At 50.9% G+C, this 16,871-nt stretch carries 34 protein-coding genes and 1 pseudogene; 1 reads left to right on the forward strand and 34 read right to left on the reverse strand.

Features of this window, described 5'->3' with window-relative positions:
• Positions 1–69 precede the first annotated feature (69 nt).
• Positions 70–486 (forward strand): large-conductance mechanosensitive channel protein MscL, encoded by a 417-nt coding sequence (gene mscL, locus C9411_RS24685; protein ID WP_025304493.1) that lies wholly within the window; start codon positions 70–72, stop codon positions 484–486.
• A 58-nt stretch (positions 487–544) separates the two neighbouring features.
• Here the strand turns inward: mscL and C9411_RS24690 are convergent, their stop codons facing one another.
• The 34 genes and pseudogenes from C9411_RS24690 to tuf form a co-directional block, all read right to left on the reverse strand.
• Entirely contained in the window at positions 545–751 is a 207-nt protein-coding gene (locus C9411_RS24690) for an alternative ribosome-rescue factor A (RefSeq protein ID WP_047729715.1), read from the reverse strand.
• Positions 752–826: 75 nt separating this feature from the next.
• Positions 827–1,258: a Zn(2+)-responsive transcriptional regulator gene (zntR, locus tag C9411_RS24695; RefSeq protein WP_033636251.1), complete on the reverse strand. Its 432-nt coding sequence runs from the start codon at positions 1,256–1,258 to the stop codon at positions 827–829.
• The gene (locus C9411_RS24700; protein WP_107228118.1) at positions 1,258–1,632 is read right to left on the reverse strand and encodes a DUF1992 domain-containing protein; all 375 of its coding nucleotides are present in this window, start codon (positions 1,630–1,632) and stop codon (positions 1,258–1,260) included. Before C9411_RS24700 ends, zntR begins: the two co-directional genes overlap by 1 nt.
• 148 nt (positions 1,633–1,780) lie before the next feature.
• Positions 1,781–2,170 (reverse strand): 50S ribosomal protein L17, encoded by a 390-nt coding sequence (rplQ, locus tag C9411_RS24705; protein ID WP_004929726.1) that lies wholly within the window; start codon positions 2,168–2,170, stop codon positions 1,781–1,783.
• A 40-nt stretch (positions 2,171–2,210) separates the two neighbouring features.
• On the reverse strand, positions 2,211–3,200 hold the full coding sequence (rpoA, locus tag C9411_RS24710) for a DNA-directed RNA polymerase subunit alpha (protein WP_002919219.1): 990 nt from the start codon (positions 3,198–3,200) through the stop codon (positions 2,211–2,213).
• Positions 3,201–3,225: 25 nt separating this feature from the next.
• Positions 3,226–3,846: a 30S ribosomal protein S4 gene (gene rpsD / locus C9411_RS24715; protein WP_025304496.1), complete on the reverse strand. Its 621-nt coding sequence runs from the start codon at positions 3,844–3,846 to the stop codon at positions 3,226–3,228.
• 30 nt (positions 3,847–3,876) lie between these two features.
• Entirely contained in the window at positions 3,877–4,266 is a 390-nt protein-coding gene (rpsK, locus tag C9411_RS24720; protein WP_004929731.1) for a 30S ribosomal protein S11, read from the reverse strand.
• Positions 4,267–4,282: 16 nt separating this feature from the next.
• Positions 4,283–4,639: a 30S ribosomal protein S13 gene (rpsM, locus tag C9411_RS24725; protein ID WP_004929734.1), complete on the reverse strand. Its 357-nt coding sequence runs from the start codon at positions 4,637–4,639 to the stop codon at positions 4,283–4,285.
• A 148-nt stretch (positions 4,640–4,787) separates the two neighbouring features.
• Positions 4,788–4,904: a 50S ribosomal protein L36 gene (gene rpmJ / locus C9411_RS24730; protein WP_002227352.1), complete on the reverse strand. Its 117-nt coding sequence runs from the start codon at positions 4,902–4,904 to the stop codon at positions 4,788–4,790.
• Positions 4,905–4,937: 33 nt separating this feature from the next.
• Positions 4,938–6,269 (reverse strand): preprotein translocase subunit SecY, encoded by a 1,332-nt coding sequence (secY, locus tag C9411_RS24735; protein ID WP_004929740.1) that lies wholly within the window; start codon positions 6,267–6,269, stop codon positions 4,938–4,940.
• A gap of 7 nt (positions 6,270–6,276) precedes the next feature.
• Positions 6,277–6,711, reverse strand: a complete 435-nt coding sequence (gene rplO, locus C9411_RS24740) for a 50S ribosomal protein L15 (RefSeq protein WP_004929742.1) — start codon at positions 6,709–6,711, stop codon at positions 6,277–6,279.
• Positions 6,712–6,714: 3 nt separating this feature from the next.
• Positions 6,715–6,894: a 50S ribosomal protein L30 gene (gene rpmD, locus C9411_RS24745; protein ID WP_048232028.1), complete on the reverse strand. Its 180-nt coding sequence runs from the start codon at positions 6,892–6,894 to the stop codon at positions 6,715–6,717.
• A gap of 6 nt (positions 6,895–6,900) precedes the next feature.
• Entirely contained in the window at positions 6,901–7,401 is a 501-nt protein-coding gene (gene rpsE, locus C9411_RS24750) for a 30S ribosomal protein S5 (RefSeq protein ID WP_004929747.1), read from the reverse strand.
• A gap of 14 nt (positions 7,402–7,415) precedes the next feature.
• On the reverse strand, positions 7,416–7,769 hold the full coding sequence (gene rplR, locus C9411_RS24755; RefSeq protein WP_004929748.1) for a 50S ribosomal protein L18: 354 nt from the start codon (positions 7,767–7,769) through the stop codon (positions 7,416–7,418).
• A 9-nt stretch (positions 7,770–7,778) separates the two neighbouring features.
• Positions 7,779–8,312 carry a 50S ribosomal protein L6 gene (gene rplF, locus C9411_RS24760; protein WP_004929751.1) on the reverse strand — a complete coding sequence of 178 codons (534 nt, stop codon included), beginning with the start codon at positions 8,310–8,312 and terminating at the stop codon, positions 7,779–7,781.
• A 14-nt stretch (positions 8,313–8,326) separates the two neighbouring features.
• Complete coding sequence (rpsH, locus tag C9411_RS24765; RefSeq protein ID WP_004929753.1) at positions 8,327–8,719, reverse strand: 30S ribosomal protein S8; 393 nt, start codon at positions 8,717–8,719, stop codon at positions 8,327–8,329.
• A 30-nt stretch (positions 8,720–8,749) separates the two neighbouring features.
• A complete protein-coding gene (gene rpsN / locus C9411_RS24770; protein WP_048232029.1) occupies positions 8,750–9,055 on the reverse strand; it encodes a 30S ribosomal protein S14 in 306 nt (101 codons plus the stop codon).
• Positions 9,056–9,068: 13 nt separating this feature from the next.
• Positions 9,069–9,608: a 50S ribosomal protein L5 gene (rplE, locus tag C9411_RS24775; RefSeq protein ID WP_061800465.1), complete on the reverse strand. Its 540-nt coding sequence runs from the start codon at positions 9,606–9,608 to the stop codon at positions 9,069–9,071.
• Between the two features lie 14 nt (positions 9,609–9,622).
• On the reverse strand, positions 9,623–9,937 hold the full coding sequence (rplX, locus tag C9411_RS24780; protein WP_004929758.1) for a 50S ribosomal protein L24: 315 nt from the start codon (positions 9,935–9,937) through the stop codon (positions 9,623–9,625).
• Positions 9,938–9,946: 9 nt separating this feature from the next.
• Positions 9,947–10,318 (reverse strand): 50S ribosomal protein L14, encoded by a 372-nt coding sequence (rplN, locus tag C9411_RS24785; protein WP_000613954.1) that lies wholly within the window; start codon positions 10,316–10,318, stop codon positions 9,947–9,949.
• Between the two features lie 172 nt (positions 10,319–10,490).
• Positions 10,491–10,745 carry a 30S ribosomal protein S17 gene (rpsQ, locus tag C9411_RS24790; protein ID WP_004929760.1) on the reverse strand — a complete coding sequence of 85 codons (255 nt, stop codon included), beginning with the start codon at positions 10,743–10,745 and terminating at the stop codon, positions 10,491–10,493.
• Positions 10,746–10,937 carry a 50S ribosomal protein L29 gene (gene rpmC / locus C9411_RS24795; protein WP_004929762.1) on the reverse strand — a complete coding sequence of 64 codons (192 nt, stop codon included), beginning with the start codon at positions 10,935–10,937 and terminating at the stop codon, positions 10,746–10,748.
• The gene (gene rplP / locus C9411_RS24800) at positions 10,937–11,347 is read right to left on the reverse strand and encodes a 50S ribosomal protein L16 (protein WP_004929764.1); all 411 of its coding nucleotides are present in this window, start codon (positions 11,345–11,347) and stop codon (positions 10,937–10,939) included. Before rplP ends, rpmC begins: the two co-directional genes overlap by 1 nt.
• Before the next feature lie 12 nt (positions 11,348–11,359).
• Positions 11,360–12,058: a 30S ribosomal protein S3 gene (gene rpsC / locus C9411_RS24805; protein WP_063991193.1), complete on the reverse strand. Its 699-nt coding sequence runs from the start codon at positions 12,056–12,058 to the stop codon at positions 11,360–11,362.
• 17 nt (positions 12,059–12,075) lie between these two features.
• Positions 12,076–12,408, reverse strand: a complete 333-nt coding sequence (gene rplV / locus C9411_RS24810; protein WP_002223844.1) for a 50S ribosomal protein L22 — start codon at positions 12,406–12,408, stop codon at positions 12,076–12,078.
• 14 nt (positions 12,409–12,422) lie between these two features.
• A complete protein-coding gene (gene rpsS / locus C9411_RS24815) occupies positions 12,423–12,701 on the reverse strand; it encodes a 30S ribosomal protein S19 (RefSeq protein WP_004929772.1) in 279 nt (92 codons plus the stop codon).
• A 14-nt stretch (positions 12,702–12,715) separates the two neighbouring features.
• On the reverse strand, positions 12,716–13,540 hold the full coding sequence (gene rplB / locus C9411_RS24820) for a 50S ribosomal protein L2 (RefSeq protein WP_004929775.1): 825 nt from the start codon (positions 13,538–13,540) through the stop codon (positions 12,716–12,718).
• Positions 13,541–13,558: 18 nt separating this feature from the next.
• On the reverse strand, positions 13,559–13,861 hold the full coding sequence (gene rplW / locus C9411_RS24825; protein WP_004951179.1) for a 50S ribosomal protein L23: 303 nt from the start codon (positions 13,859–13,861) through the stop codon (positions 13,559–13,561).
• Positions 13,858–14,463, reverse strand: a complete 606-nt coding sequence (gene rplD, locus C9411_RS24830; RefSeq protein WP_107228119.1) for a 50S ribosomal protein L4 — start codon at positions 14,461–14,463, stop codon at positions 13,858–13,860. The genes rplW and rplD overlap by 4 nt, the downstream gene beginning before the upstream one ends.
• A 10-nt stretch (positions 14,464–14,473) precedes the next feature.
• Positions 14,474–15,103, reverse strand: a complete 630-nt coding sequence (gene rplC, locus C9411_RS24835; RefSeq protein ID WP_015379265.1) for a 50S ribosomal protein L3 — start codon at positions 15,101–15,103, stop codon at positions 14,474–14,476.
• A 32-nt stretch (positions 15,104–15,135) separates the two neighbouring features.
• Positions 15,136–15,447 (reverse strand): 30S ribosomal protein S10, encoded by a 312-nt coding sequence (gene rpsJ, locus C9411_RS24840; protein WP_001181005.1) that lies wholly within the window; start codon positions 15,445–15,447, stop codon positions 15,136–15,138.
• A gap of 381 nt (positions 15,448–15,828) precedes the next feature.
• Positions 15,829–16,308: a bacterioferritin gene (bfr, locus tag C9411_RS24850; protein WP_019456183.1), complete on the reverse strand. Its 480-nt coding sequence runs from the start codon at positions 16,306–16,308 to the stop codon at positions 15,829–15,831.
• A 73-nt stretch (positions 16,309–16,381) separates the two neighbouring features.
• On the reverse strand, positions 16,382–16,576 hold the full coding sequence (bfd, locus tag C9411_RS24855) for a bacterioferritin-associated ferredoxin (protein ID WP_015379266.1): 195 nt from the start codon (positions 16,574–16,576) through the stop codon (positions 16,382–16,384).
• A 131-nt stretch (positions 16,577–16,707) separates the two neighbouring features.
• Positions 16,708–16,871: pseudogene (tuf, locus tag C9411_RS24860) on the reverse strand (elongation factor Tu); the annotation flags it as partial.

Raw genomic sequence — 16,871 nt, forward strand, 5'->3', positions numbered from 1 at the left:
TCTCCTTTTGTGGCAAAGGGAAATTGCTTTGTTAAACTTGAGTTATTAATTCTGCAAGGGGTGCGTTCTATGAGTATGTTGAAAGAGTTTCGCGAATTTGCCATGCGTGGCAACGTGGTCGATTTGGCCGTCGGTGTGATTATCGGTGCTGCATTCGGCAAGATTGTTTCGTCCTTCGTGGCCGATATCATCATGCCACCTCTGGGCTTGCTGATCGGCGGCGTCGACTTTAAACAGTTCCATCTGGTATTACGTGAAGCTCAGGGCGCCGTCCCGGCAGTGGTAATGAACTACGGTTCATTCATTCAAACCGTATTCGATTTCGTGATTGTCGCCTTCGCCATCTTCCTGGCGATTAAATTGATGAACAAAATGCGCCGCAAGCAGGAAGAAGCACCGGCAGCGCCGCCAGCACCTACTGCAGAAGAGAAACTGCTGACGGAAATCCGTGACCTGCTGAGCCAGCAACAGCAGCCAAAACTGTAAAACAGCGTTTGGTTATGCCAATAAAAAGCCACCTGACGACGGTGGCTTTTTTAATGCCTTAAAACCAGAAGGCCAGTGGTAACTTATCGTTTGACAGTTTACCACTGGCCTCCCAGTTACCGCCTTTGTTGTGTTTTTCTTTACGCCGATAGCTGCCTTTGCCTTTCACATTCTTTTCTACTCTTTGACGGAATAGCGGATCATGCAGCAGCGCCTCAATGGCGTTATCTTGTATCTGACCTTTAGTGTGACGATATTTCGTCATGATAATGCTCCTGTAAAAGATGTGGTGATAAAACGGGGCGATAATACTGCCAGCGGTATAAAAATTAAAGTGCCGTCAACAACCTTTTTTACCTTTTTCATCGCTGGCGCCCTGTTCTAAGGCTTCCAGAATAGAACAATAATTGCTGGTATGGGCAGTACCGCAGCAGGCATCACTCAGCCGCTTCAGCGATTCACGCATACGAGTCAGCTCCGCCAACTTGCTTTCCACTTCGCTCAGGCGCGCATCGACGATAGACTTCGACTCCTGACAGGTATGATGCTCAGGATCGACGCGGATCGACAGCAGCTCGGCGATCGTTTCCAGAGTAAACCCCAGTTGCTTGGCATAGCGAATGAAGCGCAGCCTCTGCAGATCCTGCTCGGTGTACAGCCGATAGCCACCTTCGGTGCGGACATTGTGATCCATCATGCCCTGCTTTTCATAGTAACGCACGGTATCCGGCGTCACTTCGGCGAGTTTGGCCAACTGACCTATCTTGAACATTACTTCTCCTCTCGGGTGAATTTGCCGTCCAATGCACGCTGATATTCACCATGTAAGAAATCCGTGCTCATCCCAGCCTGACGCAACCGGTGCTCCAGCAGCGCCATGCGTTTGCTGAGTTCGACATAATCCGGATGCTCACCGTTAATCCCTTGCAGCAAGCGAGCAACGGTCAATGCCTCTTTGCGATCTTCCAGTGCCGGTGGCAGGTAACCGGCATTCTTCAGCAGACGGTAACCGGCGCGCAGCTCAGCCGGCACTGCGCTGTCATCTTCCAGCGCCAACGGTTGGCCCTGTCCGGGCAGATTGTCGAACTCGCCTTTATCCTGGGCATCAAGGATATGGCGTTCCGCCCATTGATCGAGCAACCCCATGACAGACAACCTCGGTAATCCTAATGATGAAGCCTTAGCATAGCGGATAGGGGCGGGGATCTTAAGCGCAGCGGGAGAATTACGCACATTCGGCTAGGTTTGGACGTAAAAAAACCGGGCAAGCCCGGTTTTTTTACGCGTCTACAGATTACTCTGCAGTTGCTACTTCTGCTTGAGACTCAGCACGATCAACCAGCTCGATGTATGCCATCGGCGCGTTGTCGCCTGCGCGGAAGCCACACTTCAGAATGCGAGTGTAACCACCGGCACGGCTCGCGAAACGCGGGCCCAGCTCGTTAAACAGTTTTGCCACGATCTCGTTATCACGAGTACGGGCGAATGCCAGACGACGATTAGCTACGCTGTCGGTCTTGGCAAGAGTAATCAGCGGCTCAACAACGCGACGCAGCTCTTTTGCTTTTGGCAGGGTCGTCTTGATGATCTCATGACGAACCAAAGAGCCGGCCATGTTACGGAACATAGCCTGGCGATGGCTGCTGTTACGGTTCAGTTGACGACCACTCTTACGATGGCGCATGACCTTATCCTTCTCAGTAAAACCTTAACCTGTGATCCGGTTACTCGTCAGCAATGCTTGCCGGCGGCCAGTTTTCCAGGCGCATGCCCAGAGACAGACCACGTGAGGCCAGCACGTCTTTAATCTCGGTAAGAGATTTTTTACCCAGGTTTGGCGTTTTCAGCAACTCAACCTCGGTACGCTGTACCAGATCACCGATGTAGTGGATAGCTTCTGCCTTGAGGCAGTTAGCAGAGCGGACAGTCAATTCCAGATCGTCAACAGGGCGCAGCAAGATCGGATCGAACTCTGGTTTCTCTTCTTTAACTTCCGGCTGACGTACATCACGCAGGTCAACGAAAGCTTCAAGTTGTTCAGCCAGAATGGTGGCCGCACGGCGGATCGCCTCTTCAGGATCGATCGTGCCATTGGTCTCCATCTCGATGACCAGCTTATCCAAGTCAGTACGCTGTTCTACACGCGCAGCTTCAACATTGTAGGCGATACGCTCTACAGGGCTGTAGCAGGCGTCAACCAACAGACGACCGATTGGGCGCTCATCTTCTTCCGAATGAATTCGGGCAGAAGCCGGCACATAACCGCGACCGCGCTGAACTTTGATACGCATGCTGATAGCCGCGTTCTCATCAGTCAGGTGGCAAATCACGTGCTGAGGCTTGACGATTTCGACATCACCATCATGGGTGATGTCGGCAGCGGTCACAGGGCCAATGCCAGATTTATTCAGGGTAAGAATAACTTCGTCTTTGCCTTGAACTCTCACCGCCAGCCCTTTCAGGTTGAGCAGGATCTCCAGGATATCTTCCTGTACGCCTTCTTTGGTGCTGTACTCATGCAGTACACCATCAATCTCAACCTCGGTCACCGCGCAACCCGGCATAGATGAAAGCAGAATACGGCGCAGTGCGTTGCCAAGAGTATGGCCAAAGCCACGCTCTAAAGGCTCAAGGGTCACCTTGGCGTGCGTCGAACTGACTTGCTCGATATCTACCAGGCGCGGTTTTAGAAACTCTGTCACAGAACCCTGCATTGTGTCCTCTCTTTGGTACTAAGCTTTACTTGGAGTAAAGCTCGACGATCAGGTGTTCGTTAATGTCCGCAGACAGATCGGTACGTTCAGGCATACGCTTGAACACGCCTTCCATCTTAGCAGCATCAACTTCCAGCCAAGTCGGCTTTTCACGCTGCTCAGCCAGCTCCAGAGAAGCTTTAACACGAGACTGCTTTTTAGCTTTCTCGCGGATGCTGACTACGTCATTCGGAGATACCTGATAAGAAGCGATGTTAACAACGTGACCGTTTACCATAACTGCTTTGTGGCTAACCAGCTGACGTGACTCTGCACGAGTAGCGCCGAAGCCCATACGGTAAACAACGTTGTCCAGACGACCTTCCAGCAGCTGCAACAGGTTTTCACCGGTGTTGCCCTTCAGGCGGGTTGCTTCTTTGTAATAGTTACGGAATTGACGCTCCAGAATGCCGTACATACGGCGAACTTTCTGCTTCTCACGCAACTGAACACCGTAATCAGACAGACGCGGTTTACGCGCACCGTGCTGACCAGGTGCTTGTTCAATTTTACACTTGGAATCGATCGCGCGAACGCCAGACTTAAGGAACAGGTCTGTGCCCTCACGACGGCTCAGCTTGAGCTTAGGACCCAAATATCTTGCCATTTTCTTTCTCCAACAATCCTAAAAGCTGCGTTACACGCGGCGCTTTTTCGGCGGACGACAACCGTTATGAGGGATCGGAGTCACATCAGTAATATTAGTGATGCGGAAACCAGCCGCGTTCAGAGCGCGGATAGTAGACTCACGACCAGGACCAGGTCCTTTAACCATAACTTCCAGGTTCTTGATACCGTATTCTTTTACTGCGTCAGCACAACGTTCTGCTGCAACCTGTGCTGCGAACGGAGTGGACTTACGAGAACCACGGAAACCGGAACCACCGGCTGTTGCCCAACCCAAAGCATTACCCTGACGATCAGTGATGGTAACGATGGTGTTGTTGAAAGAAGCATGGATATGAGCCACGCCGTCAGAGACTTGCTTTCTTACACGCTTACGTGTACGAACAGGTGCCTTTGCCATTATTCAATAACCCCGATTATTTCTTGATCGGCTTGCGCGGACCCTTACGGGTACGAGCGTTGGTCTTGGTGCGCTGACCGCGTACCGGCAGACCACGACGATGACGCAAACCACGATAGCAACCAAGGTCCATAAGACGCTTGATGCTCAGGGTAATTTCACGACGCAAATCACCCTCGACGGTGTATTTGGCAACTGCATCACGAAGCTTTTCGATTTGCTCTTCAGACAGCTCACTGATCTTAACATTTTCAGCAATACCCGTGGATGCACAGATAGCCTGTGAACGGGTTTTACCGATACCGAAGATCGACGTTAAGGCGATAACGGTATGTTTATGATCAGGAATGTTAATGCCTGCTATACGGGCCACTATGCACTCCTACTATTTTATACAGCAACACCATTCTGAAAAGCCCGTTTTCAGGATACTCAAATAGTGTTGCAGTGCGACATACAAAAGATTGGCTGGCTAATCTAGCCAGCTCAACCCAACTTTGCAAGAAAAATATGCGAGATAATCAGCCTTGACGCTGTTTATGCTTCGGCTCGGCGCTGCAAATCACACGAACGACACCGTTACGCTTAACGATTTTGCAGTTACGACATAATTTCTTGACGGAAGCACGAACTTTCATTTTTACTCTCCGTAACTTCTCAAACGAATCTGACTAGCGGTTATAGCCTTTCAGATTTGCTTTCTTCAATGCAGACTCGTACTGACTTGACATCATCAGAGTTTGCACTTGAGCCATAAAGTCCATGATGACGACAACCACGATCAGTAGCGAGGTACCACCAAAGTAGAATGGTACTTTCATTGCATCACGCATGAACTCCGGGATCAGGCAGATGAAAGTAATGTACATCGCGCCCACCAGGGTTAAACGCGTCATTACTTTATCGATATACTTCGCCGTTTGCTCTCCCGGACGAATTCCTGGTACGAAGGCACCGGACTTCTTCAGGTTATCTGCTGTCTCACGCGGGTTGAAGACCAACGCCGTGTAGAAGAAACAGAAGAAGATGATTGCAGACGCATAGAGTAACACATAAAGCGGTTGCCCTGGCTGCAAATACAGCGAAATCGTAGTCAGCCAGTTCCAACCGGTACCGCCCCCAAACCATGATGCAATCGTGGCCGGGAACAGAATAATGCTGGAAGCGAAAATCGCCGGGATAACACCCGCCATGTTCACTTTCAACGGTAAATGTGTACTCTGTGCTGCATAAACACGACGACCTTGTTGACGCTTCGCATAGTTAACGACGATACGACGTTGACCACGCTCGATGAAAACAACGAAGAAGGTTACTGCAAACACCAATACTGCAACCAACAGCAGCAGGAGGAAGTGCAGGTCGCCTTGCCGCGCTTGCTCGATAGTATGGGCCACTGCCGGCGGGAGCCCCGCTACAATACCCGCGAAGATAATGATCGAGATACCGTTACCGATACCGCGCTCAGTAATCTGCTCACCCAGCCACATCAGGAACATTGTCCCGGTTACCAGGCTCACAACCGCAGTAAAGTAGAATGCAAAGCCTGGGTTTAACACCAGGCCCTGCATACCAGGCATATTCGGCAGACCGGTAGCAATACCGATCGACTGGAATATGGCCAATACCAGCGTACCGTAACGGGTGTACTGGCTAATCTTGCGACGGCCAGCCTCCCCTTCTTTCTTGATTTCCGCCAACGCTGGATGAACCACCGTCAGCAACTGGATAATGATCGACGCCGAGATATACGGCATGATCCCCAGAGCAAAGATAGAAGCACGGCTGAGGGCACCACCAGAGAACATGTTAAACATTTCAATGATAGTGCCTCTCTGCTGCTCAAGCAATTTGGCAAGCACAGTGGCATCGATACCAGGAATCGGAATGAAAGAGCCGATACGGAAGACAATCAGCGCGCCGATTACAAACAAAAGTCTGCGCTTCAGCTCGCCGAGCCCGCCTTTAGCACTTTGAAAATCTAATCCTGGTTGCTTAGCCATCTGCTACTTATTCCTCAATTTTACCGCCAGCAGCCTCGATAGCAGCACGAGCGCCTTTGGTGACACGCAGACCACGCAGGGTTACCGGACGAGCGACTTCGCCAGAAAGTACAACTTTCGCGAATTCGATCTGGACACCAACTACGTTAGCGGCTTTCAGCGCGTTCAGGTCGATAACATCGCCTTCAACCAGAGCCAGTTCAGACAGACGAACTTCTGCCGTGATCATCGCTTTGCGTGAAGTGAAGCCGAATTTCGGCAGACGACGGTACAGAGGCATCTGACCACCTTCGAAACCACGACGTACGCCACCGCCAGAACGAGACTTCTGACCTTTGTGACCACGGCCGCCGGTTTTACCCAGGCCAGAACCAATACCACGACCTACACGCTTAGGCGCATGCTTGGCACCTTCAGCCGGAGACAGAGTATTTAAACGCATCTGTTACTCCTCAACTTTAACCATGTAGGAAACCAGGTTGACCATACCGCGAACAGCAGGAGTATCCTCGCGCTCTACGGTGTGACCAATACGACGCAGACCCAGACCGAGCAGAGTAGCTTTATGCTTCGGCAGACGGCCAATTGAGCTGCGAGTTTGTGTAACTTTAATAGTCTTAGCCATGGTCAATTACCCCAGAATGTCGGCAACGGATTTACCACGCTTAGCAGCGACCATTTCAGGAGACTTCATATTCGCCAGAGCGTCGATAGTTGCACGAACCACGTTGATCGGGTTGGTGGAACCATAAGCTTTAGCCAATACGTTGTGCACCCCAGCAACTTCGAGAACGGCGCGCATTGCACCACCCGCGATGATACCGGTACCTTCATGAGCAGGCTGCATGAACACGCGAGAACCCGTGTGAGCGCCCTTAACAGGGTGCTGCAGGGTGCCGCTGTTCAGCGCGACGTTCATCATGTTGCGACGGGCTTTTTCCATCGCTTTCTGGATCGCTGCTGGAACTTCGCGTGCTTTGCCGTAGCCAAAACCAACGCGACCGTTACCATCACCAACTACAGTCAGTGCGGTAAAGCTGAAAATACGGCCACCTTTTACGGTTTTAGATACGCGGTTTACCGCGATCAGCTTTTCCTGCAGTTCGCCAGCTTGTTTTTCGATGTGAGCCATCTTAAACCTCTTCCTTAGAACTGAAGGCCAGCTTCACGGGCAGCATCTGCCAGTGCCTGGACTCGACCATGATATTGGAAACCGGAACGGTCAAAGGATACTTTCGCAATCCCTTTTTCCAACGCGCGCTCAGCCAGAGCTTTACCTACGGCTGCTGCTGCGTCTTTGTTACCGGAATACTTCAGTTGCTCCGCGATAGCTTTTTCTAAAGTAGAAGCGGCTACCAGTACTTCAGAACCGTTTGGAGCAATCACCTGTGCGTAAATGTGACGCGGGGTACGATGTACCACCAGGCGGGTTGCACCCAGCTCTTGGAGCTTGCGGCGTGCGCGGGTCGCACGACGGATACGAGCAGATTTCTTATCCATAGTGTTACCTTACTTCTTCTTAGCCTCTTTGGTACGCACGACTTCGTCGGCGTAACGAACACCTTTGCCTTTGTAAGGCTCAGGACGACGGTAAGCACGCAGATCTGCTGCTACCTGGCCAATGACCTGCTTATCAGCGCCTTTCAGCACGATTTCAGTTTGGCTTGGGCATTCAGCAGTGATACCTGCCGGCAGCTGGTGATCGATAGGGTGAGAGAAGCCCAGGGCCAAATTCACCACGTTGCCTTTAACGGCAGCACGATAACCAACACCTACCAGTTGAAGCTTTTTGGTGAAGCCTTCGGTAACACCAACAACCATTGCGTTCAGCAGAGCGCGCGTGGTACCCGCTTGAGCCCATGCGTTAGCAAAACCTTCGCGCGGAGCGAAAGTCAGTGCGTTAGCTTCTTGCTTCACTTCAACGGCGTCGTGGATAGTACGAGTCAACTCGCCGTTTTTACCCTTAATCGAAATAACCTGACCGTTGAGTTTTACCTCTACGCCGGCAGGAATGACGACGGGTGCTTTTGCAACACGAGACATTCTTTCCTCCCGAATTAAGCTACGTAGCAGATAATCTCGCCACCAAGACCAGCCTGGCGAGCTGCACGATCGGTCATAACACCTTTAGAGGTAGAAACAACAGCGATACCCAAACCGGCCATAACTTTTGGCAGCTCATCTTTTTTCTTGTAGATGCGCAGACCTGGACGGCTGATACGTTGAATGCTTTCTACCACAGCTTTGCCCTGGAAGTACTTCAGTACCAGTTCCAGAACAGGCTTGGCGTCGCCTTCGATTTTGAAATCTTCAATAAAACCTTCTTCCTTCAGCACGTTGGCAATTGCCACTTTCAGCTTGGAGGAAGGCATGGTGACCGCAACTTTGTTCGCGGCTTGACCGTTACGGATACGGGTCAGCATATCCGCGATCGGATCTTGCATGCTCATCTGTCTTTACTCCCGTGATTCAATTGGTAATTACCAGCTAGCCTTTTTCAAGCCTGGTACTTCACCGCGCATAGCGGCTTCACGAAGCTTAATACGGCTCAACCCGAATTTGCCCACATAACCATGTGGACGGCCAGTTTGGCGGCAGCGTTTACGCTGACGAGACGGGCTGGAATCACGCGGCAGAGTTTGCAGCTTGAGAACGGCATTCCAACGATCTTCATCGGATGCGTTCACATCAGAGATAATAGCTTTCAGTTCAACGCGTTTTGCAAAGAACTTGTCAGCTAATTTCACGCGCTTGACTTCGCGTGCTTTCATTGATTGCTTAGCCATCAGTAACCCTGCCTTACTTGCGGAACGGGAAGTTAAAAGCAGCCAGCAGCGCGCGGCCTTCATCATCAGATTTCGCAGTAGTGGTAATGGTAATATCCAAACCACGAACGCGATCGACTTTGTCGTAGTCGATTTCTGGGAAGATGATTTGCTCACGCACGCCCATGCTGTAGTTGCCACGGCCATCGAATGACTTGGCGGACAGGCCACGGAAGTCACGGATACGTGGAACAGCAATGGAGATCAGGCGCTCAAAGAACTCCCACATGCGTTCGCCACGCAGAGTTACTTTACAGCCGATCGGATAGCCCTGACGGATTTTGAAGCCTGCAACAGATTTGCGGGCTTTGGTGATCAACGGTTTTTGACCGGAGATAGCTGTCAGGTCCGCTGCGGCGTTATCCAGCAGTTTCTTGTCAGCAATCGCTTCACCAACACCCATGTTCAGGGTGATCTTCTCGACCCGAGGGACTTGCATGACAGAGTTGTAATCAAACTGAGACATCAGTTGTTTGACTACCTCGTCTTTGTAGTAATCATGCAGTTTCGCCATCGTATTACTCCAAATTACTTGATAGTTTCGCTGTTAGATTTGAAGAAACGGACTTTTTTGCCGTCTTCGAATCTAAAGCCTACACGGTCAGCCTTGCCGGTAGCCGCGTTGAAGATAGCAATGTTAGAAACCTGAATTGCAGCTTCTTTTTCAACAATGCCGCCTGGTTGGTTCAGAGCCGGAACCGGCTTCTGGTGTTTCTTAACCAGGTTGATGCCTTCAACAATGACCTTGCCAGCAGACAGGACATTTTTTACTTTACCGCGCTTACCTTTGTCTTTCCCGGTAATCACGATAACTTCGTCATCACGACGGATCTTCGCTGCCATGTTCGCTCCTTAGAGTACTTCTGGTGCCAGAGAGATAATTTTCATGAACTTCTCATTACGCAGTTCACGAGTTACCGGCCCAAAAATACGCGTACCGATAGGCTGCTCGCTGTTATTGTTCAAAATAACGCATGCATTGCCATCGAAGCGAATGACAGAACCGTCCGGGCGACGTACACCCTTCTTGGTGCGCACCACTACCGCCTTCAGAACATCGCCTTTCTTCACCTTACCGCGAGGAATTGCTTCCTTGATGGTAATTTTGATGATGTCGCCGACGCCTGCGTAGCGACGGTGCGAGCCACCTAGAACCTTGATACACATTACGCGACGTGCACCGGAGTTGTCGGCGACGTTCAGCATAGTCTGTTCTTGGATCATTTTAGTGCTCCGCTAATGTCAACTACTACTTTAAAGACCCAAGTAAAAATTAGGCCGTTGAAAAGCCCCATAACCGAGGGCGCAGCATTATAACACCGCTTACTTGGTATGGGTAGAAAAAATAAACGGCTCATTTTCTGAGCCGTTTATTAAGTGAGAGCCAGCTACTCTATTACAGAATCGCTTTCTCTACAACGCGAACCAACGTCCAGGACTTAGTCTTGGACAGTGGGCGGCATTCGCGGATTTCCACCACGTCGCCGGTACCACATTCGTTGTTCTCGTCATGTACGTGCAGCTTGGTCGTACGTTTGATGAATTTCCCGTAGATCGGGTGCTTCACAGTACGTTCGATAGCAACAACGATGGATTTCTCCATTTTATCGCTAACAACACGACCCTGCAGGGTACGGATAACTTCAGTCATTTACACACCCGCCTTTTGAGTCAGTAAAGTCTTAACGCGTGCGACGTCACGACGCACTTGTTTCAACAGGTGAGTTTGTTGCAGCTGGCCACTGGCCGCCTGCATGCGCAAGTTGAATTGCTCACGCAGCAGGTTGAGCAGCTCGGCATTCAGCTCTTCAACGCTTTTTTCACGCAGCTCTTGTGCTTTCATTACATCACCGTCTTAGTTACAAAGGTGGTTTTGATCGGCAGTTTCGCTGCTGCCAGTTTGAATGCCTCGCGGGCAACCTCTTCTGGCACGCCGTCCATTTCGTACAGGACCTTACCAGGCTGGATCAGGGCAACCCAATACTCCACGTTACCCTTACCTTTACCCATACGCACTTCCAGCGGCTTCTCGGTGATCGGTTTGTCCGGGAATACACGGATCCAGATCTTGCCTTGACGCTTAACTGCACGAGTCATTGCACGACGAGCTGCTTCGATTTGACGAGCAGTCAGACGGCCACGGCCAACAGCTTTCAGACCGAAAGTGCCGAAGCTAACATCCGTACCTTGCGCCAGACCACGGTTGCGGCCCTTGTGCACCTTACGGAATTTTGTACGCTTTGGTTGTAACATCAGCGACTCTCCTTACTTGCGGCCTTTACGCTGCTGCTTTTTAGGTTGAGCAGCCGGTTCCGGTTGTTCAACTGCAGCCATACCACCCAGGATCTCACCTTTGAAGATCCATACCTTAACGCCGATTACACCATAAGTGGTGTGCGCTTCAGATGTGTTGTAGTCGATGTCCGCACGCAGAGTGTGCAATGGAACACGACCTTCGCGGTACCATTCGGTACGTGCGATTTCAGCGCCGCCAAGACGGCCGCTTACTTCAACTTTGATACCTTTAGCGCCAAGACGCATTGCGTTCTGTACTGCACGCTTCATAGCACGACGGAACATAACGCGACGTTCCAGCTGAGAAGTGATGCTGTCAGCAACCAATTTAGCGTCGAGTTCCGGTTTACGGACTTCGGCGATGTTGATCTGTGCAGGAACGCCAGCGATGTTCGCTACGACCTTGCGCAGTTTTTCGACGTCTTCACCTTTCTTGCCGATAACGATGCCTGGGCGAGCAGTGTGAATGGTCACACGGATGCTCTTCGCAGGACGCTCGATAACGATGCGAGAAACGGAAGCTTTCGACAGTTCCTTAGTCAGGAATTGACGAACTTTAAAGTCGCTGTCCAGGTTGTCAGCGAATTCTTTGGTATTCGCATACCAAGTAGAGTTCCAAGGTTTGACAATACCCAGGCGAATACCATTAGGATGTACTTTCTGACCCATTGCTAGTCTCCAGAGTCTCAGCGATCGGACACAACCACAGTAATGTGGCTGGTGCGCTTCAGGATGCGATCTGCACGACCTTTTGCACGCGGCATAATGCGCTTCATGCTTGGGCCTTCGTCTACGAAGATTTTCGTAACTTTCAGATCATCGATGTCAGCGCCATCGTTGTGTTCTGCGTTAGCAATGGCAGACTCCAGCACTTTCTTAACCAGACCAGCAGCTTTCTTGTTGGTGTAGGTCAGAGTTTCCAGAGCTTGCGACACTTTCTTACCGCGAATCAGGTCAGCAACAAGGCGAACCTTCTGAGCAGAAGAACGAGCGTGGCGATGTTTAGCGATAGTTTCCATCTCTTCCTCCTACCTTAGCGCTTTTTAGCTTTTTTATCAGCCGCATGGCCGCGATAAGTACGAGTCGGCGCGAATTCACCCAGTTTGTGACCGACCATTTCATCGGAAACGAACACTGGTACGTGCTGACGACCATTATGGACAGCGATGGTCAAACCGATCATGTTAGGAAAGATCGTTGAACGACGGGACCAAGTGCGCAAAGGCTTCTTGTCACCGCTTTCCACCGCTTTCTCTACCTTCTTCAGCAAGTGCAGGTCAATAAAAGGACCTTTCTTGAGAGAACGTGGCATGGCTTATCCTCTAATTATTTTTTGCTACGGCGACGTACGATGAACTTATCAGTACGCTTGTTGCTACGGGTCTTCTTACCTTTGGTCTGAACGCCCCACGGAGTTACCGGGTGCTTACCAAAGTTACGACCTTCACCACCACCGTGCGGGTGATCTACCGGGTTCATCGCCGTACCGCGAACGGTAGGACGAACACCACGCCAACGTGCAGCACCTGCTTTACCCAGAACGCGAAGCATGTGTTCAGCGTTACCGACTTCACCCAGGGTGGCGCGGCAATCAGCTGGAACTTTACGCATTTCGCCGGAGCGCAGACGCAGAGTTACGTAGGAACCATCACGAGCAACGATCTGAACGTAGGCGCCAGCGGAGCGAGCCATCTGGCCGCCTTTACCTGGTTTCATTTCTACGTTGTGAACCGTTGAACCAACTGGAATGTTGCGCATCGGCAGGGTGTTACCCGCTTTGATTGCAGCATCAACGCCAGATTGAATCTGGTCACCAGCTTTCAGGCCTTTCGGCGCCAGGATGTAACGGCGTTCGCCGTCTTTGTACAGAACCAGCGCGATGTTCGCAGAACGGTTCGGATCGTACTCCAGACGCTCAACCACAGCAGGGATACCGTCTTTGTTGCGCTTGAAGTCAACCAGACGATAATGTTGCTTGTGGCCACCACCGATATGACGGGTGGTGATACGGCCATTGTTGTTACGACCACCGCTTTTGCTCAGTTTTTCCAGCAGCGGGGCATAAGGTTTACCCTTGTGCAGCTCAGGGTTAACCACTTTAACAACGTGGCGACGACCCGGAGATGTAGGTTTACATTTAACAATTGCCATTGTTCTTACTCCTCCGACTTACTCTGCGCCGCCGATGAAGTCCAGATTCTGGCCTTCTTTCAGGGTGACGTAAGCTTTTTTCCAGTCGCTACGACGACCAACACGCTGACCGTGACGCTTCACTTTCCCTTTAACTACCAGGGTGTTCACGTCTTCGACTTCGACTTCAAACAGTTTCTGCACTGCAGCTTTGATTTCTGCTTTGGTCGCGTCTTTGGCAACTTTGAGAACGATGGTGTTGCTTTTTTCCATCGCAGCGGATGCTTTTTCAGATACGTGCGGTGCACGCAGCACTTTCAGCAAACGTTCTTCACGGATCATGCCAGCATCTCCTCAACTTGCTTCACAGCATCAGCAGTCATAACCACTTTGTCGAAGGCGATCAGGCTAACCGGATCGATACCTGCTACATCGCGCACGTCAACCTTGTACAGGTTGCGAGCTGCCAGGAACAGATTCTCATCCAGTTCACCGGTCACGATCAGCACGTCTTCCAGAGCCATATCTTTCAGTTTCTGTGCCAGCAGCTTAGTTTTAGGCGCGTCTACAGAGAACTTCTCGACAACGATCAGACGATCTTGACGTACCAGCTCGGACAGGATGCTTTTCAGCGCGCCGCGGTACATCTTTTTGTTTACTTTCTGACTGTGGTCCTGCGGCTTAGCAGCAAAGGTCACGCCGCCTGAACGCCAGATCGGGCTCTTTACAGAACCTGAACGCGCACGGCCGGTGCCTTTCTGACGCCATGGCTTTTTGCCGGAACCAGTTACTTCAGCACGGGTCTTCTGAGCACGGGTACCTTGACGGGCACCTGCTGCATAAGCAACAACAACCTGGTGTACCAGCGCTTCGTTGAAATCACGACCGAAGGTAGTTTCGGAAACAGTCAGCGCGCTTTGCGCGTCTTTCAATACTAATTCCATTGCTATCCCCTTACGCCTTCACAGCTGGTTTAACGATCAGGTTGCCACCGGTTGCGCCCGGTACAGCACCCTTAACCAGCAGCAGGTTGCGCTCAGCGTCAACACGTACTACGTCCAGGCTCTGAACGGTTACGCGCTCATCACCCAGGTGGCCAGCCATTTTCTTGCCTTTGAACACTTTGCCCGGAGTCTGGTTCTGACCGATAGAACCCGGAACGCGGTGAGACAAGGAGTTACCGTGGGTAGCGTCTTGGGTACGGAAGTTCCAGCGCTTAACAGTGCCAGCAAAACCTTTACCTTTAGAAGTACCGGTAACATCGACTTTTTTAACGTCAGCGAAGATTTCTACGCTAATTTCCTGACCTGCAGCGAACTCTTGACCTTCTTCAAGGCGGAATTCCCACAGACCACGGCCAGCTTCAACGCCAGCTTTAGCGAAATGGCCCGCTTCCGGTTTGGTTACACGGTTAGCTTTTTTGCTACCAGTGGTAACCTGAACGGCACGGTAACCGTCGGTGTCCAGGCTTTTAACCTGAGTCACGCGGTTCGCTTCAATTTCAATTACGGTTACTGGGATAGAAACGCCATCTTCAGTGAAGATACGGGTCATACCCACTTTTTTACCGACTAAACCAATCATTGTTTCAACCTCTCAATCGCTCAATGACCTGATTAACCCAGGCTGATCTGCACGTCTACACCGGCAGCCAGATCCAGACGCATCAGAGCATCAACGGTTTTCTCGGTTGGCTCAACGATGTCAACCAGACGCTTGTGAGTGCGAATCTCGTACTGATCACGCGCGTCTTTGTTGACGTGCGGAGAGATCAGAACGGTAAAGCGCTCTTTGCGAGTTGGCAGCGGGATCGGACCACGGACTTGCGCACCAGTGCGCTTTGCAGTCTCGACGATTTCCGCGGTTGATTGATCGATCAGACGATGATCAAACGCTTTCAGGCGGATACGGATTCTTTGGTTCTGCATGAGACCAGAGCTCCAATTATTTATAAACGTAAATAATTACTCCTCACACCCATTTCGATTGATGGGGGAGTGTAATCGTCAACATATAACCCCCATATCGGGAGTATTGTTCGAAGGGCAAAAAAGCCTGCCAATCGACTGATTCGCTAAAATCAGGCTTACCAAGATTAGGTAAGCCCGCGCATTATACGCAAAATGGCCCAGGAAGCAAGCCGCAGTTGGAAATATGCTCAGGAAATCGTCATTTTTGCGCGTTCAGCGGCAGTAGGCGGGTTTACACGGTGAACAGGGAATGCATCATGCTTGGGCGGGGATATTCTCCCCTGCCCCGCCGTGAAAACGGACGCCGGCAGGAGAGGCAATGGCGAATGGGCGAAAGGCTTATTCTTTGCGCTCCAAAATCTGGGCCTGGGCATAGTTTTGAATACCGAGGCGAGCGATGAGATCCAGCTCGGTCTCCAGCCAGTCGATATGCTCTTCTTCATCGGCGAGGATATCTATCATCAAATCGCGGCTGACGTAATCATGAATCGAGTCGGCATAGGCGATACCTTCGCGCAGGTTTTTGGCGCCCGCTAGCTCCAGAGCCAGATCGGAACGCAGCATCTCTTCAATGTCTTCGCCGATGTTCAGCTTGCCGAGATCTTGCAGGTTAGGGAGCCCTTCCAGGAACAGGATACGCTCGATGTAGCGATCGGCATGTTTCATTTCGTCGATCGACTCGTGGTATTCCTTGTCGTTGAGGCGCATTAAGCCCCAATTCTTGAACATACGGGCGTGCAGAAAATATTGATTGATGGCAACCAGCTCGTTGCCGAGCAGCTTGTTGAGATGAGCAATGATCTTTTTATCGCCTTTCATAGGTAACTCCTCCTGGCCAGTTCTAAAAGTGTAGAACCTGTAAGCCAAGAGTCAAAAATAACCTTACCCTTTGTTAGGCAACTTCATGCATTGGGATGATAGTTCCGCGTTCCTCCACCATAATCTGTCTTGCCTGACGAATGCACTTTCCACAGTCGGTACCAATCGGCACAAGTTCACGCAGCTGCTTCATGGTATGGGGATTGTGCTGACGCACCGCATTACGGATCGCTTTGTCAGTCACCGCATTACACAGACATACATACATAGAGAGACTCACTTCTTAACCAATGCATTGAGTCTAAATAGGAATGGTTTTTATTTCAATTAAGATTTAAACAAATTGTATAAAAAAAGGGCACCGAAGTGCCCTTTTTTGTGTCGAAAAATTATTCGCGATTAAGCGATAACTTTAGCAACAACACCAGCGCCTACAGTACGGCCGCCTTCACGGATTGCGAAACGCAGACCGTCGTCCATCGCGATTGGGTGAATCAGGGTGACAATCATGTTCACGTTGTCGCCTGGCATTACCATCTCTACGCCTTCTGGCAGTTCGATGG

The sequence above is a fragment of the Serratia sp. Nf2 genome, assembly GCF_003028435.1.
GTDB lineage: Bacteria > Pseudomonadota > Gammaproteobacteria > Enterobacterales > Enterobacteriaceae > Serratia > Serratia marcescens_L.